Origin of the sequence: Mycobacterium sp. (assembly GCF_035314905.1) — a bacterium.
Classification (GTDB): domain Bacteria; phylum Actinomycetota; class Actinomycetes; order Mycobacteriales; family Mycobacteriaceae; genus Mycobacterium.
In genome coordinates, this window is the sequence record NZ_DATFYW010000060.1 from 1 (window position 1) to 13,844 (window position 13,844).

General features: G+C 66.5%; 16 protein-coding genes and 1 tRNA gene. 5 read left to right on the top strand and 12 right to left on the bottom strand.

The window, feature by feature from the left end; translation table 11 throughout:
- The 4 genes from VKG81_RS04640 to VKG81_RS04655 all read right to left on the bottom strand — a co-directional run.
- Positions 1-858: glycosyltransferase family 2 protein (locus tag VKG81_RS04640; RefSeq protein ID WP_324390157.1), on the bottom strand; the 858-nt coding region annotated here is incomplete at its 3' end.
- Positions 851-1,633, bottom strand: coding sequence for an ABC transporter ATP-binding protein (locus tag VKG81_RS04645; RefSeq protein ID WP_324390184.1), 783 nt, complete (start codon positions 1,631-1,633; stop codon positions 851-853). The genes VKG81_RS04645 and VKG81_RS04640, both read right to left, overlap by 8 nt.
- A 94-nt stretch (positions 1,634-1,727) precedes the next feature.
- Complete coding sequence (locus tag VKG81_RS04650; protein WP_324390159.1) at positions 1,728-2,240, bottom strand: bacterial proteasome activator family protein; 513 nt, start codon at positions 2,238-2,240, stop codon at positions 1,728-1,730.
- A gap of 17 nt (positions 2,241-2,257) precedes the next feature.
- On the bottom strand, positions 2,258-4,249 hold the full coding sequence (locus VKG81_RS04655; protein WP_324390161.1) for a DUF6541 family protein: 1,992 nt from the start codon (positions 4,247-4,249) through the stop codon (positions 2,258-2,260).
- A gap of 111 nt (positions 4,250-4,360) precedes the next feature.
- Here VKG81_RS04655 and VKG81_RS04660 point away from each other — a divergent pair, with 111 nt between their 5' ends.
- Entirely contained in the window at positions 4,361-5,557 is a 1,197-nt protein-coding gene (locus VKG81_RS04660) for a cysteine desulfurase-like protein (protein WP_324390163.1), read from the top strand.
- Here VKG81_RS04660 and VKG81_RS04665 read toward each other — a convergent pair.
- Positions 5,554-6,537, bottom strand: coding sequence for an NAD(P)H-quinone oxidoreductase (locus tag VKG81_RS04665; protein ID WP_324390165.1), 984 nt, complete (start codon positions 6,535-6,537; stop codon positions 5,554-5,556). The two genes, VKG81_RS04660 and VKG81_RS04665, sit on opposite strands and share 4 nt — an antisense overlap.
- Before the next feature lie 69 nt (positions 6,538-6,606).
- Here VKG81_RS04665 and VKG81_RS04670 point away from each other — a divergent pair, with 69 nt between their 5' ends.
- Both VKG81_RS04670 and VKG81_RS04675 read left to right on the top strand, forming a co-directional pair.
- Entirely contained in the window at positions 6,607-7,119 is a 513-nt protein-coding gene (locus VKG81_RS04670) for a MarR family winged helix-turn-helix transcriptional regulator (protein WP_324390167.1), read from the top strand.
- 21 nt (positions 7,120-7,140) lie between these two features.
- Positions 7,141-7,230 (top strand) — tRNA-Ser (locus VKG81_RS04675).
- Positions 7,231-7,902: 672 nt separating this feature from the next.
- Here VKG81_RS04675 and VKG81_RS04680 read toward each other — a convergent pair.
- The 7 genes from VKG81_RS04680 to VKG81_RS04710 form a co-directional block, all read right to left on the bottom strand.
- The gene (locus VKG81_RS04680; protein WP_324390169.1) at positions 7,903-8,073 is read right to left on the bottom strand and encodes a hypothetical protein; all 171 of its coding nucleotides are present in this window, start codon (positions 8,071-8,073) and stop codon (positions 7,903-7,905) included.
- Between the two features lie 246 nt (positions 8,074-8,319).
- Positions 8,320-9,396 carry a DUF7159 family protein gene (locus tag VKG81_RS04685; RefSeq protein ID WP_414685161.1) on the bottom strand — a complete coding sequence of 359 codons (1,077 nt, stop codon included), beginning with the start codon at positions 9,394-9,396 and terminating at the stop codon, positions 8,320-8,322.
- Complete coding sequence (locus VKG81_RS04690; protein WP_324390171.1) at positions 9,362-9,835, bottom strand: low molecular weight phosphatase family protein; 474 nt, start codon at positions 9,833-9,835, stop codon at positions 9,362-9,364. The genes VKG81_RS04685 and VKG81_RS04690 overlap by 35 nt, the downstream gene beginning before the upstream one ends.
- A gap of 11 nt (positions 9,836-9,846) precedes the next feature.
- Complete coding sequence (locus VKG81_RS04695; protein ID WP_324390173.1) at positions 9,847-10,521, bottom strand: arsenate reductase ArsC; 675 nt, start codon at positions 10,519-10,521, stop codon at positions 9,847-9,849.
- Entirely contained in the window at positions 10,518-11,273 is a 756-nt protein-coding gene (locus VKG81_RS04700; protein WP_324390175.1) for an MIP/aquaporin family protein, read from the bottom strand. Before VKG81_RS04700 ends, VKG81_RS04695 begins: the two co-directional genes overlap by 4 nt.
- Positions 11,274-11,290: 17 nt before the next feature.
- Entirely contained in the window at positions 11,291-11,659 is a 369-nt protein-coding gene (locus VKG81_RS04705) for a hypothetical protein (protein ID WP_324390176.1), read from the bottom strand.
- 34 nt (positions 11,660-11,693) lie between these two features.
- Entirely contained in the window at positions 11,694-12,179 is a 486-nt protein-coding gene (locus VKG81_RS04710; RefSeq protein ID WP_414685162.1) for an ArsI/CadI family heavy metal resistance metalloenzyme, read from the bottom strand.
- Positions 12,180-12,273: 94 nt separating this feature from the next.
- Between VKG81_RS04710 and VKG81_RS04715 the strand changes: the two genes are divergently transcribed.
- A complete protein-coding gene (locus VKG81_RS04715) occupies positions 12,274-12,633 on the top strand; it encodes an Rv2640c family ArsR-like transcriptional regulator (RefSeq protein ID WP_324390180.1) in 360 nt (119 codons plus the stop codon).
- A 265-nt stretch (positions 12,634-12,898) separates the two neighbouring features.
- Entirely contained in the window at positions 12,899-13,357 is a 459-nt protein-coding gene (locus VKG81_RS04720; RefSeq protein WP_324390182.1) for a cyclic nucleotide-binding domain-containing protein, read from the top strand.
- Positions 13,358-13,844 lie beyond the last annotated feature (487 nt).

Below are 13,844 nucleotides of genomic sequence, written 5' to 3' on the forward strand. Positions count from 1 at the left end.
CAGCCTCATCCACTCGATGAGGCCCGCGACGTCGCGCCGGGACACCAGGAAGAACCAGCCGAACCGCAGCCACTCCTGTAACAGCAGCCGGCGCAGGCCCCGCTGCGACAGCAGGTAGCCGCGGTTGCGGTAGGTGAAGAATCGCTTGGTCGGGTTGTCGGGGTACTGGGTGTGCATCCGGCCGCCGAGGATCGGCTTGAACTCGTCGGCGCCGTGGGGGTGTAGGTAGGTGGCGTCGAGGCAGGTGCCGAACGGCAACCCCGAGCGCGCCAGCCGCCGGTGCACCTCTACCTCGTCGCCGCGGACAAACAGCCGCAGGTCCGGCACGCCGATCGCCTCCAGCGTGGTGGCGCGGAACAGCGCCCCGTTGAACAGCGACGCGATGCCGGGCAGTAGGTCCTGCTCGGGTGAGGCGCGCAGTTCGCTGACGTGCCTGCGCCACGCGACGCCGCGGCGCAGCGGGAACGCGAGGCGCTGCGGGTCGTCGAGGTCGCAGACCATCGGCGACACCTCGGCGAGCCCGTGGCGTCGGGCGCAGGCCAGCAGGGTGGCCAGCACACCCGGATCCTTCGGCCGCCCGTCGTCGTCGGCGCACCAGATCCAGTCGGCGCCCGCCGCCAGCGCGTGCAACATGCCGAGCGCGAATCCGCCTGCGCCGCCGAGGTTTCGGCGTGATCCGAGATATGTCGTGGGGATCGGTTGACCTGAGACCAGATCGCGGACCCGCTCGTCGGCGTCGTTGTCGACGACGATCATGTGGTCGGGTGCGCGGGTCTGCGCGGTGAGCGCGTCCAGCGATTTGCCCAGTTCGTCGGGACGCCGGTGGGTGACCACCACGGCGTACACCGTGTCAACCATCTGTGCCGGCATCGGCCAGGATCTCCGCGACGTGCCGGGCGGCGTCTTCGCCCTCGTAGGCACGCACGACCTCTTCGATCCCCCCGATCGTCTTGATGGTGCCGTGGTCGATCCAGATCGCGGTGTTGCACAGCCGCGCGAGAAACTCCGTCGAGTGGCTGGCGAACACCAGGATGCCGGAGCGCTCGACGAGCTTCTGCAGGCGCACTTGCGCCTTTTTCAGGAAGTCGGCGTCCACCGCGCCGATGCCCTCGTCGAGCAGGAGTATCTCCGGGTCGATGCTGGTGACCACGCCCATCGCGAGCCGCACCCGCATGCCGGTGGAATAGGTGCGCAACGGCATCGACAGGTACTCGCCGAGCTCGGTGAATTCGGCGATCTCGTCGATCTTCGACAACATCGTCTTGCGGGTCTCACCGAGGAAGAGCCCCCGGATGATGATGTTCTCGTAGCCGGAGATCTCCGGGTCCATCCCGACGCCGAGGTCGAACACCGGCGCGACACGGCCCTTCACGACGGCCTTCCCGCGGGTGGGCTCGTAGATGCCCGACATCAGCCGCAGCAGCGTCGACTTGCCCGCGCCGTTGTGCCCGACCAGGCCCACCCGGTCGCCGGTGCGCAGCGACAGCGTGATGTCACGCAACGCCTCGATGACGAGGACGTTCGACGTGTTACGTCCGATCGTGCCGCCGGCCTTGCCCAGGAACGTCTTCTTCAGCGACCGCGACTTCGCGTCGAAGATCGGGAACTCCACCCACGCGCCGACGGTCTCGATGCTGACGTCGTCAGCCGCGGGTCCGCCCTGCGGGAGCGGCCCGGGTTTGACGCCGTTGGCGGTCGGATCGAAGACGGACACCGTGCTCTGTCTACTACAGGTACTGTCCTGTTCCCGGGTGCATGGGAGCCTGCTGCGGTCCGATGCCCGGTGGCAGCGCCCCCTGGCGCATGTGCTCGAGCTGCGCCCGCGCCGCCATCTGCTGCGCGAACAACGCCGTCTGGATGCCGTGGAACAGCCCCTCCAGCCAGCCGACCAGCTGGGCCTGCGCGATCCGCAGCTCGGCATCCGATGGCGTCGCATCCTCGCTGAACGGCAACGTCAGCCGCTCGAGCTCATCCCGCAGCTCCGGGGCCAGCCCCTCTTCGAGCTCCCGGATGCTGGTCGCGTGGATCTCGCGCAGCCGGTTACGGCTGGCGTCGTCCAGCGGGGCGGCGCGCACCTCCTCGAGCAGCTGCTTGATCATCGTGCCGATCCGCATCACCTTGGCCGGCTGCTCGACAAGGTCGGTCACCGAGGGTTGGTTGTCGGAGGCGTCCTGCTGGCCGCGGGCACCGCCGGGGCCGTTGATGATCTCGATGTTGTCGTCGTCGGTGCCGGTACTCATGTCCTTACCTGCTCCCCTCAGCTCGCACCCGGTGTCGCACCCGGTGTTCCGGCCGGTTGGCTTCCACGCCACTCGTAGATTCGGGCCTCGCCGTTGTCGTAGATCTTGGCCCATGATCGTGACTTATCTAGTGACACTAGCCCGTCGGGCATCACGAACCCTCTGACCACGGGTGTGCTCGTCAAAACGTAACGGATGTTGAGTGCCCGCACCGCGTCCGCGACCCGCGGGTCGGTGTCCGCGTCGTCGGCGTAGGCCCAGAAGATGAAGCGGTGGTAGCCCGGGCCCTGCTGCACCGGGTAGTCGTAGTGCGTCCACAGCGGGTGCAGTCCTGCCACCGCGTACATCCACGCGGTGCCGTCGGTGTTGGCGTCGCCGATCAGTGTGTCGCGGGCTCCGGGCAGCGTGGCCAGGTATGCCATCGCGTCGAGGGCTTTGCGGTCCACGATCACCGAGTCGTACTTCTCGCCCATCAGGTAGCGGTGCCGCGGGAAGTAGTGCCAGGCGTAGCCGATGCTGATCCCCACCAGCAGCGCAGCGGTCACCGCGTACCACGCCCGCGGGGAAACCGTGGCTCGCCGCTCCACCAGCCCGCGCAACCCGTCCACCACCGCCGTGACGATGGTGACCAACGCGATGCCCGCCATCGGCGCCAACAGCAGCGTGACCACGCCCGAAAGCCGCCGCGGGTCGCTGTAGAACAAGTCGCTGAACCGAGCGGTGAGGCCGCCGATGACAGTCCCGAACGGCGCCGACGAATGCACGATCGCCGCCACCAGCAGCACCCACGCCGCCAGCGGCCACCAGATCTTGCGGATCAGCAGGATCACCCCGCCGACCGCTGCGAGCGCGATCAACGCGTACTGGACGCGGAAGTCGTTGAGGTGACGGGTGTGCTGGAAGACCGCGTCGAAGAGCGCCTTCTTCTTGCCTTCGTGCGTGACGAACGCGTGGCCGACGATGATCTCGGCCTGCCGCAGGATGCCGATGAATTGCGGCGTCAGCACCAGCACCGTCGGGATCCCGATGACGAGCAGCGCCGCAAAATCGCTGAGCCGGCCCCGCACCGGGTGCCACAGCCCGTCGAACAGCCACCAGGCCGCGACGAACAACACGACCACGACGCCGCCGGTGGTGTGCACCGAGAACACCCCGATCAGCGCGAGCACCGCCAGCGGGATGCGGTCAAGATGCCGCAGCGCCGAGACGATCAGCACCATGGTCGGCGCCGCGACGCCGTACGCCGCCAGGTTGGGCATCGCCGCGGTGTCGAACTCGACGTAGGGCAGCGCGGTGAACGACGCCGACAGCGCCGCCGCCGCGGCGGCCGCCCCGGCGGTCCGCCACTCGGGCGTACTGGTCCGCAGCAGATGCCAGGTCAGCGTCGCCGCGCTCACCGGAAACAGCCAGATCGCCGCGGCCAGCGAACTGAGCGTGTACGCCGTCGTCGGTGCCGCGCCGGTGAGCTGGCTCAGCACCGCGGCCAGGGCGTGAAACGTCGACGGGTAATAAAGGGGGTCGTGGGTTTCGACGTTGCGCAGTTCACCCATGTGCGTTGACGAGGCCTGACCGGTGTCGAGGATGTAGCGCACGGCGTTGGCGTGCCACACCGCGTCCCAGGTGCTCGGCACCGACTGCCAGTGCGGCATCCCGCTCACCGCGGCGTAGCCGATTGCCGCCGCTCCGAGCGCGACGCCGGCCGCCACCACGATCGCCGGCCCCGGCGACATCGTGCGCGCCTCGGCGTCGCGGTCGCGAAAGCGCGACAGCAGTGACCGCAGGCCGATCACCGCAGCGGTCACGACGGCCAGCGCGGCCAGCGCGGTCCATCCGTTCCAGGGAATGCCGAGAGCGCCGTAGGGGATGATGGCCAGCCCGACGACGCCGTACGTCGCCGCGGGCCCCACGGCGATGGCGAGCGGCCTCGGCAGCCCGGCCGCCAGCGCGACGATTGCCCCGGGGACGATCAGCAGCGGCAGCGCGACTAGCACTCCGAACCCGAGGCTCACTGGACTAGTATGGCTGGCCAGGTGACCTGGTCCATCTGTGCAGGATGTGACCGGAAGCCCATGACAAATGCGTCGGTTGTGTGCGATCTTGGACGCTCTAAGGTGGCTGGCATGGTTTTCGACGTCGCCAGGGTGCGGGGTTTGCACCCTTCGCTGGGCGACGGGTGGGTGCACTTCGACGCGCAACTGGGCATGCTGATCCCCGACTCGGTGGCCACCACGGTCTCGACGGCCTTTCGCGGGTCGATGCCCAACCCGAACGGTCCGTACCCGGCGGCGCGGCGCAGCGCCGCGGTCCTGGAAGCGGCGCGTCAGGCGGTCGGGGATCTGGTGAACGCCGACCCCCGGGGCGTCGTGCTGGGCGCCGACCGCGCGATTTTGCTGACATCGCTCGCGGACGCTTCGTCGTCGCGGACCGGCCTGGGTTACGAGGTGGTCGTCACCCGGTTGGATGACGAAGCCAACATCGCACCGTGGCTGCGCGCAGCCAATCGCTTCGGCGCGAAGATCAAGTGGGCCGAAGTCGACATCGAAACCGGCGACCTGCCCGCTTGGCAGTGGGAGAGCCTGATCACGAAGGGCACTCGGCTGGTGGCCATCACGTCGGCGTCGGCGACGCTGGGCACCGTCACCGATCTGCGCGCGGTGAGCAAGCTCGTGCACGACGTCGGTGGCCTGGTGGTCGTCGACCACTCCGCGGCCGCGCCGTACCGCCTGCTGGACATCAATGAAATCGACGCCGACGTGGTGGCGGTGAACGCGGTGGCGTGGGGAGGGCCGCCGATCGGTGCCCTGGTGTTCCGCGAGCCGGCGCTGATCGAATCGTTCAACTCGATGTCGCTGGTTCCGTACGCCACCGGGCCGGCGCGACTGGAGGTCGGCGTCCATCAGTTCGGGTTGCTCGCCGGGGTGGTCGCCAGCATCGAGTATCTGGCGTCGCTTGACGAGTCCGCGTCGGGTACCCGGCGCCAACGGCTGGCTGTGTCAATGCAGTCCGCGGGAATCTACCTGGACCGGGTGTTCGACTACCTCGTCGCGTCGCTGCGGTCGTTGCCTCGGGTGATGCTGATCGGGCGTCCCGAGGTGAACATCCCGGTGCTGACCTTCGCGGTCACCGACGTGCCTGCTGACCGCGTGGTGCAGCGGCTCGCCGACAACGGCATCTGCGCCATCTCCAACGTCAGTTCGCGGGTGCTCGACCTGATCGGGGTCAACGACGTCGGCGGCGCGGTCTCGATCGGGTTGGCCCACTATTCGACAACGGCCGAGGTCGACCAACTGGTGCGGGCGCTGGCTTCGCTTGGTTAGTCGCCGACCCGCAGGATGACTTTGCCGGTCACGTTTCCTGACGCCAGCAGTTTGTGGGCTTCAGCGGCCTGCTGGATCGGCAGTTCAGCGCCGATCGACGGCCGGACCCGTCCGTCGGCGATCATCGGCCAGACGTTCGACACCACCTCGCCCACGATGGCGCCTTTGCCGTTGGGGCCGTCCACGGGGCGGCCGCGCAGCGTGGTGCCGATCACGCGTGCCCGTTTGCTCATGAGCTTGCCGAGGTTCAGCTCGCCTTTCGTTCCGCCTTGCAGGCCGATCACGATCAACTGCCCGTCGACGGCGAGCGCGTCGATGTTGCGGTCCAGGTACGCCGCCCCCATGATGTCGAGGATCACGTCGGCGCCCGCGCCGTCGGTTTCCTCGTGGATCCGGGCGACGAAATCCTCCTCGCGGTAGTTGATGGCGATGTCGGCGCCGAGCCGCCGCGCCAAGTCGAGCTTCGCGTCCGACCCTGCGGTGACGGCGGTCCGGGCGCCCAGCGCTCGCGCTACCTGAATGGCATGGGTCCCGATGCCGCTCGCGCCGCCGTGGATCAGCAGCGTCTGGCCTTTCGCGAGGTGAGCGGTCATTGCGAGGTTCGACCAGACCGTGCAGGCCACCTCGGGTAAAGCGGCCGCGGCGACCGGCCCGACACCCGGCGGGACGGGCATCACCTGGGCGGCGGGTACCGCGACGAATTCGGCGTATCCGCCGCCTGCCAGCAAAGCGCAGACTTCTTGCCCGACGGACCAGTCGCCGACCCCTTCGCCGAGTTCGGCGATGTTCCCGGAGACCTCCATGCCGAGGATGTCGCTGGCGCCCGGCGGCGGCGGATAGTGCCCGGCCGCCTGAAGTAGGTCGGCCCGGTTGACGCCCGCCGCCGCGACCTTGATCAGCACCTCGCCCGGACCGGCGCGCACATCGGCCACCTCTTGCCACGCCAGTTGCTCTCCAGACCCCACCACGACCGCTCGCATGTGACCCAAAGCTACTAGCTCGTCAAATTTGGTCCGTGGTTCAGCGGATTGGACCTAGGATCTTCGCGCATGGAGGGGTTGATCGCCGGGCGCACTGCCAGCGAAATGCCGGGGTTGGACATTGCGGAATTGCGGTCTTGGCAGAACTTCCTGGAAGCGGCGCTGAGGTTGTCCGCGGCCCTGAACCGCAGCCTGGTCGACCTGCATCACCTGACATTGATCGATGTGCGGTTGCTGGAGATGCTCACCAAGTCGCCGAACGGTTCGGCGCGGATGGGGGACCTCGCCGAGGGGCTGCTGTCGTTGCCGAGCCGGATCACTCGCCAGATCCGTCGGTTGGAGGGCCAGGGTCTGGTCCGCAGGGAGGCCAGTCCCGACGATGGCCGCGGCGTGCTGGCAACGATCACCGATGAGGGCCGTGCGGCGGTCGGGCGGGCGATGATCACCTACGGCCAGGGTGTGCGTGAACATTTCCTGGGCCAGCTCTCCCGCCCGCAGGTGGCCGCGATGGGCGAGAACTGCCGGCGCATCAACGCCGCGCTCAAGGTCGCCGCGGCGCCCGCGCACCTCGGCCGGGCCTGACACCCCGCTACGCTTGTCGGCGGTGGCGTGGCAGAGCGGCCTAATGCACTCGCCTTGAAAGCGAGAGACGGCTAACACCGTCCGGGGGTTCAAATCCCTCCGCCACCGCCAGTTCAAGGGACCGAAAACGGCTCTGCCTGCGGAAAGACATCACTGTCGTTCACACTGCATCACCCAAATTTGTGGGCAGTTGTGGGCCAAATGTGGGCACGGGCAGCCAGGCAATGATTCCGGCGCATTCTCGTCGAGCTAATCGACACGCGCTGCTGCCCGGCGACCTCGAGGTGTGGGACGGCCACGTCGCGATGGTGGTCGGCAACGGCAGATGATCGAAGCCAGGTATCAATAGGGGTACAGCACGAGGACGCAGGTCATCAGAAGTGCGTGAAAAAAAGTTCTTGACACACCGGCGTCGAACACAGCAGGAGACAAAAACCCCCGTCAGGGGCCTCGTCTACAACGCTGTGCCCCCGCTGGGGGCATTCTGTATCCCGTGGCTCGCATCGGTGCTCGGCTAGGCTAGATGCCCTGCTGGAGGACGTCTGCGGTACGGCATCGTTCCTGCCAGGGGCCGCATGCAAAGGCAACCCTGCTGCCTGGACGCTGCTGCGGCGAAGCCATCCGGACGCATAGAAGCATGCACAGGCAGCCATCAAACCCGTGGCTTCACGGTCACGTTTCTTCTCTACAGGGTGCAGATGGACCTTGCTCGCGCACCCTGATGGCCAGGACGGTCCGGCACTCCGTACCCGGTTCGGCGCAGGTTGTGTGGTCGTTCGGAGGTCAAACCACGCCAACGAGACCCAAAGTCAGGTAGACCACCATAAATACGCCGAACAGGATGGCGAAGATCAGGAAAACCTTCGCGAACTTCATAGAGGGAGGAGCGGTTTTGAAGTCCTTGCCGCGCGGTGTGGGCGGTTCCCACCCCCGGCGCGGCTGACTACTGCTCATTGGTTGGGCCGCTTTCGCTCATGGCTGCTTAGGCTACTCGCGCAGAACGATCGGGGTGCTGAGTCAAATGCGTGGCGGCGGGTTTGACTCAGGATGCGCTGCTGCCCGGCGACCTGGCGGTGTGGGACGGCCACGCGCGATGATCGTCGGCAACGGGATGATGATCGAAGCCAGGTGTCAATTAGGGGCACAGAACAATCGCCGTCATGGCATACCGGTGATCGTCCCGAACGTCGGCAGCGTGAGCTAGCGATGTGCCAGGCGGCAGACCGGACGAAGGTGACGGCATACAAACGATGGTTGCTGTGTCACCGGAGCGGTCACCGCCGGAGGCGGCGGGGCTACCTCGATGGTCTGCGCGTTCGGTCGTGGCAGCGCAAGCGGGGGCTGAGTCTCCGGCGCAGCCGCTTGCGGTGTGGGCGCCGCGGTGCCCGGAACGACCGTGTTCGCGCTGGTGCTTGGCCGCTGATCGACGGTCGGTCGGATGCTGGCTGCCAACGAGATCACCAGCGCCAGCACGCCCACCACGAAGATCGCGGTCAGTGAGCTGCCCACCAGCAGTAGCGATTTACGGTCTTGCCGGGCGTCATCGATAAGCACCAGCGGCGCGGCAACGTCGGTTGGACCGTCTGGGTCCTGGGAATAGGCCAAGCCGACGGTGGACACGTCGAATTGGGGTGCATTGGCCGAGGCCAGTGCCGCCCCGCGGGCCAAGGCGAGTTCGGGCTCCGCCGGGGCTATGACCGGCAGGGGGACTAGGTCTTCTAGGTGCGCCTTGACCGAGGTGACGTCTGCACCGGAGCCGACGATGAACATGCCCCGCGGACGCGACTTGGGGGCTTGCACGCCGGTCGCCATCTCGGCGAGCACGGCCATCGCGTCGGCGCTGTGCAGGCTGCGGCTGAGCACCTTGACAATCGAGCCGTCAGCGGTCTCGACCACTGCCAGTGTGGCGGTGTCCCGCTCAATGAGGATCAGGGCGGTCGTGTCATAGCCCACCGCGCGGCCGACCGCCTGGGCGAGCGCGCCTGCAGCGTGCAGCTCGGAAGCCAGGGCCACGTCTTCGATGCCGCGGGCGGCGAGAGCTTTGCGCAACTCAGCCGCTTCGGCGTGGTCGCTCCACGTCACCCCGGTGGCGACCAGGCGATGGCCGCTGGCGAGCGCGCTCTCGCGGGTTCCCAGGATTGCCGCGATCACCTGATCTGACGCGCTCGGAGTTGCCGAACCCTTGATGGCCGTGATGTCAAAGACGTCATGCTCGATGGTCAGGCCATCGGCTTGTTCGCCTTCAACCAGCACCATGCGGACAGTCGTGGGTGTCATGGACACACCGAGGACGATGTCCACAGGCCCTCCAGAAACGTTTGCTGCTCGGTTTTCCGTCTTCGCGTGCGCCGCCGCTCCGCGGGCTGGTCGACCACATTAGTCGCGTCGATTTCCATTCGTCGGTGTCCCAGTTCTCGAATGCGGTTCCGGTGACTGGTTCAACGTGGGCCTCGCGACCGAGGGTCACCACGATGTCGACGTCGCGAACGAGTTGCGGATCAACGGGCTTGGGCGTCTCGTCTCTGATGTCGACACCGACCTCAGCCAGCGACTGGGCGGAGAGCGCGTTGAGGGAGTTTCCAGGTCGTGTGCCCGCTGAGTGCACCTGCACGGCATCTCCGGCGATCTTGCGCATCAGCCCGGCGGCCATCTGGGACTTACCGCCGTTATTGACGCGGACGAACAGCACTGACGGCTTGCCCGTCGCTTCGGTCATGCGGGCTCCAATTAGTCGGCGGGGGTGATGTTGAGTTCGCCGAGCAGGCGGCGGACCCGCTCTTCGATGTCGTCACGGATCGGGCGGACCGCGTCGATGGACTGTCCGGCGGGGTCGGGTAGTTCCCAGTTCTCGTAACGCTTGCCAGGGAAGAACGGGCAAGCGTCGCCGCACCCCATCGTCACGACGACGTCGGAAGCCTCGACGATTTCGTCAGTCCAGGGTTTCGGAAACTCGCGGGTGATGTCGAGGCCGACCTCGGCCATCGCCGCGATGGCTGCCGGGTTGACCTCGTTCCCGGGTTCAGAACCGCCAGACCATGCCACGCCCTGGTCGCCCGCGAGGTGGTTGAAGTACCCCAGGGCCATCTGGGAGCGGCCCGCGTTGTGGGTGCACAGGAACAGCACGGTGGGTTTGGTGTCGGTGATCTTGCCTTCGACGCGGGCCAGGGCGTTAAGGCGTTGGCGTGCCCAGCGTTCGGCCAGCAGCGGCAGGAAGTTGGGGATTGTGGCCCTGCCTGCGAATTGGTCGTAGCAGGAGTGCAGGAACCGTTCGATGGTCTCGACACCGAAGTGTTCGCCGAACTCGGAGTGCAGTCTGGTCGCAGCGGTCCGTAGTGCGAGCCGCTGGTCGATGGACAGATCGGGGTGGTGGTGGGTGGCCAGGGGGACGGGACTGTCGGTCATGTCGAACTCCGTTGATCGGCGTGATGGGCATCGGTCTGGTGCGGGATGACGACGTCGTTTGCGGCGGCGGCGGCGTCCGGGTAGAGGGTGGCGATGAGCGCCAGTCCGAGAAAGCCTCCGATGACCTGAGCGGCGATAAAACCGGGCGCGGAGCCCGGCGCAATACCGGCGAAGCTGTCGGAGAAGATCCGACCGACGGTGACGGCGGGGTTGGCGAATGACGTGCTGCTGGTGAACCAGTACGCCGCGCCGATGTATGTGCCGACCGCTGCGGCGGATAGTGCCGCTCGCCCGGTGCGCGCCAGGGCGAAGATCAACGCGATCAGGCCCGCTGTGGCGACTACCTCACCGACGAGATGGCCTGTGGTGATGCGGTCCTTGGTGGCGATCTCGAACACTCGGCGGTCGAACATGATGTTGGCCAGGACCGCGCCGACGATGCCGCCCAAGGTCTGGGCGACGGTGTAGGAGGCGACGTGGCTGGCGCTGATACCCGTGCCCGCGCGGCGGCCCAGCAGCCAATCCGCTGCCGAGACGACCGGGTTGAAGTGCGCCCCGGAGACCGGTCCGAACAGCAGGATCAGCACGGCCAGGCCGAACACCGTGGCGGTGGAGTTCTCCAGGAGCTGTAACCCGACGTCGTTCGGCGAGAGCTGCTGTGCGGCGATGCCGGACCCAACGACCACGGTGACCAGCAGGGCGGTGCCGGTGAACTCGGCCAACAGCCGACGCGGTAGTGAGTTTGCAGCCATGACGGGTCCGCGCTTCGTCACAGGATGCTGGCCACCAGCAGGACAGCCGCAGAGGTGGCCAGCAGCACCGGACAGACCTTGAACCACACGATTGGGGTGCGAGCGCCAGTGAGTGCGGTAAGCACCGCAAGCGCCAGGAGCAACCCGGCGACGACGCGGTAAACGATGGCTGTGACCTGCGTGTGAGGTCCTGATACGGTGACCGCTACCACCGCGGCTGCCAGACCCCACATAGTGAAGGATTCAGCCAGCCACTCCTGGGTGAGGACGCGGCGGTTGTCCACCGTGATGGGCGCAAACCCTGCCACAACCTGCCTGGTCGGTACGGCGTGGGCGATCCCCCACACTCCGATGAGCGCCGACGCTATGTAAGCCAGCACCTGCATGAGACAACACCCCGTGGAGATAACGGTTCCGTGTTCAGCGGCAGGCCGTAGTCGCGGACTTGTCGCGCGATGGCTTCTCGGGGCTGTCACTCGCGGTGCAGGAGCATCCGCTTGTTGGCTCGGCGGCGAGCAGCTCGGGGCTGGTGCCGAAGGTCTCGGAGTCGGCCAGGACCGTGTAGACCTCCCACCGCTCCCCGGCGGGTCCGGTCACCCACACCTTGTCTTGGGTGGCGAAGCAACAGGTGGTTCCGATCTCCTCCTGGGTGAACATGCCCTCGCCAGCGAGGCGGGCGATTTCTTGGTGCACCTTGTCGCTGGCCTCGACCTCCACGCCGAGGTGGTTGACGGTGCCCCCGTGGCCTGGGTTCTCTAGCAGCACCAGTTTCAGCGGGGGTTCGGCGATGGCGAAGTTGGCATAGCCCTCTTTGAGCTTCGCGGGTGCGGTGTTGAACAGCTTGGAGTAAAACGTGACCGCTTCATCAAGGTTGTCGACGTTGAGGGCTAGTTGGATACGGGACATCATGACCTCCGCACCTGTTAGACATATGTCGCAGACGCGACCGATCCTGCCACCTCTTTGATATATGTCAATAGCCTGTGGCAGGATTGCTGGTATGCCGAAGACGCTGCCGATGGTCGATATTTCCGCGCCGGTGTGCTGCGCTCCTGTTGCCGCTGGCCCGCTCGATGACGGCGCTGCGCTGGAGATCGCCCTGCGTCTCAAGGCGCTGGCCGATCCGGTCAGGGTCAAACTGGTTTCGCTGCTATTCAGCTCACCTGCTGGCGAAGAATGCAGCCGCGACCTCGCCAGCGCCGTCAGCCTCAGTGAGGCCACGGTGAGTCACCACCTCAATCAGCTCCGGCGTGCTGGCATCGTGGAATCCGCGCGCCGTGGGATGAACGTCTACCACCGTCCACGGCGGGATGCGCTCATCGCCCTGTGCTCCGTGCTGGACCCCAATTGCTGTACCTGATTCGACGCGGGGCAGGTTCTCGGTGTTGGGCCCAAGGCCGGAGGCGACGACATGAAGACGACGACCAGAACGGGCGAGTGGTACCGGCTCAGGTTGGGCCACCACGCGATGAGCGTCTGGGTCGGCGACGACCGGGTGACGTACCGTTCCGTGGGTGGGACGCACGGATGGATCGCGGTCAACAGCGTGGCCGGAGCGGCACCACACCTAAGACACACAAGGCCCGTGCCCAACCTGGACCCGCGTACCCGGAAAGGAAAACGCAATGAAGACGCTTGAAGGCATTCTGGCTAAGCATCCGTTCTTTAGCCGGGTGGACCCGCGTTATCATCAACTGGTAGTCGGATGTGCGTCGAACGTCCGATTCAACGCCGGTGAGTTCATCTTTCAAGAAGGCAAAGAAGCCAACACCTTCTATCTCATCCGCGAAGGAAAAGTCGCGCTCGAAGTCGTTGCTCCTGGTCACGGCAGATTGACGATTGAGACTCTGGGCGGCGGCGAGATGCTCGGATGGTCGTGGTTGATACCCCCCTATCGCTGGCGGTTCGACGCGCGCGCGGTGGAGATGACCCGAGCGATCGCGCTGGATGGCAAGTGCCTCCGCACAAAATGCGAAGAGGATCACGAGCTGGGATACGAGCTGGTAAAGGAAGTGGCTTCGACTCTGGGCCAGCGTCTCGATGCGACACGATTTCGACTCCTGGACATTTACGGGCTCGTCTAACAACCTGATCGGGTGTGCGGGGACTCGCCCGGGCGGAGCAGCGGACCACCATCCTCGGCGATCCCCGCAAGACCCTCCGCGCGGCCAAGGCAGCCGTGCAGGCCGACTGGGAAACGGGGCTCCTCTGAGCAGGCGCGCTGATCCTGTGGGCGGGTGGTCAGTCTCTCCCTGCGCACTGAGTCCAGCAGTCCTGGTCTGCCTGCGCGGGTTCCACGGGGAAGTACTCGTCCTCCGCGTCGTGACAGTCTTCAATCTCATCCGCCGGTGAATCAGCCGCGACAGGTCCATCTCGACTAGCTCGGCGTCCACAACCCCCAGGCCGTTGCACCGCACTCATCGCAGAACTAGGCGTTCACCCGCAGCGCAGTCCCACACGACCCGCACACCACGCCCGCCACGGTCATGTCATTGCCTCGGCCCAGGCGATATGCTCTTCGAAGCCAAGCAATTCGCCATGGTGCGATAACGATCGACGAGGTCCCGGTAC

What these genes read in the sequence shown, in the direction of transcription:
- VKG81_RS04650 (WP_324390159.1), bottom strand. Translation starts at nt 2,240, where the DNA reads ATGAGTACCGGCACCGACGACGACAACATCGAGATCATCAACGGCCCC.
- VKG81_RS04660 (WP_324390163.1), top strand. Translation starts at nt 4,361, where the DNA reads ATGGTTTTCGACGTCGCCAGGGTGCGGGGTTTGCACCCTTCGCTGGGC.
- VKG81_RS04665 (WP_324390165.1), bottom strand. Translation starts at nt 6,537, where the DNA reads ATGCGAGCGGTCGTGGTGGGGTCTGGAGAGCAACTGGCGTGGCAAGAG.
- VKG81_RS04670 (WP_324390167.1), top strand. Translation starts at nt 6,607, where the DNA reads ATGGAGGGGTTGATCGCCGGGCGCACTGCCAGCGAAATGCCGGGGTTG.
- VKG81_RS04680 (WP_324390169.1), bottom strand. Translation starts at nt 8,073, where the DNA reads ATGAGCAGTAGTCAGCCGCGCCGGGGGTGGGAACCGCCCACACCGCGC.
- VKG81_RS04685 (WP_414685161.1), bottom strand. Translation starts at nt 9,396, where the DNA reads ATGACACCCACGACTGTCCGCATGGTGCTGGTTGAAGGCGAACAAGCC.
- VKG81_RS04690 (WP_324390171.1), bottom strand. Translation starts at nt 9,835, where the DNA reads ATGACCGAAGCGACGGGCAAGCCGTCAGTGCTGTTCGTCCGCGTCAAT.
- VKG81_RS04695 (WP_324390173.1), bottom strand. Translation starts at nt 10,521, where the DNA reads ATGACCGACAGTCCCGTCCCCCTGGCCACCCACCACCACCCCGATCTG.
- VKG81_RS04700 (WP_324390175.1), bottom strand. Translation starts at nt 11,273, where the DNA reads ATGGCTGCAAACTCACTACCGCGTCGGCTGTTGGCCGAGTTCACCGGC.
- VKG81_RS04705 (WP_324390176.1), bottom strand. Translation starts at nt 11,659, where the DNA reads ATGCAGGTGCTGGCTTACATAGCGTCGGCGCTCATCGGAGTGTGGGGG.
- VKG81_RS04710 (WP_414685162.1), bottom strand. Translation starts at nt 12,179, where the DNA reads ATGTCCCGTATCCAACTAGCCCTCAACGTCGACAACCTTGATGAAGCG.
- VKG81_RS04715 (WP_324390180.1), top strand. Translation starts at nt 12,274, where the DNA reads ATGCCGAAGACGCTGCCGATGGTCGATATTTCCGCGCCGGTGTGCTGC.
- VKG81_RS04720 (WP_324390182.1), top strand. Translation starts at nt 12,899, where the DNA reads ATGAAGACGCTTGAAGGCATTCTGGCTAAGCATCCGTTCTTTAGCCGG.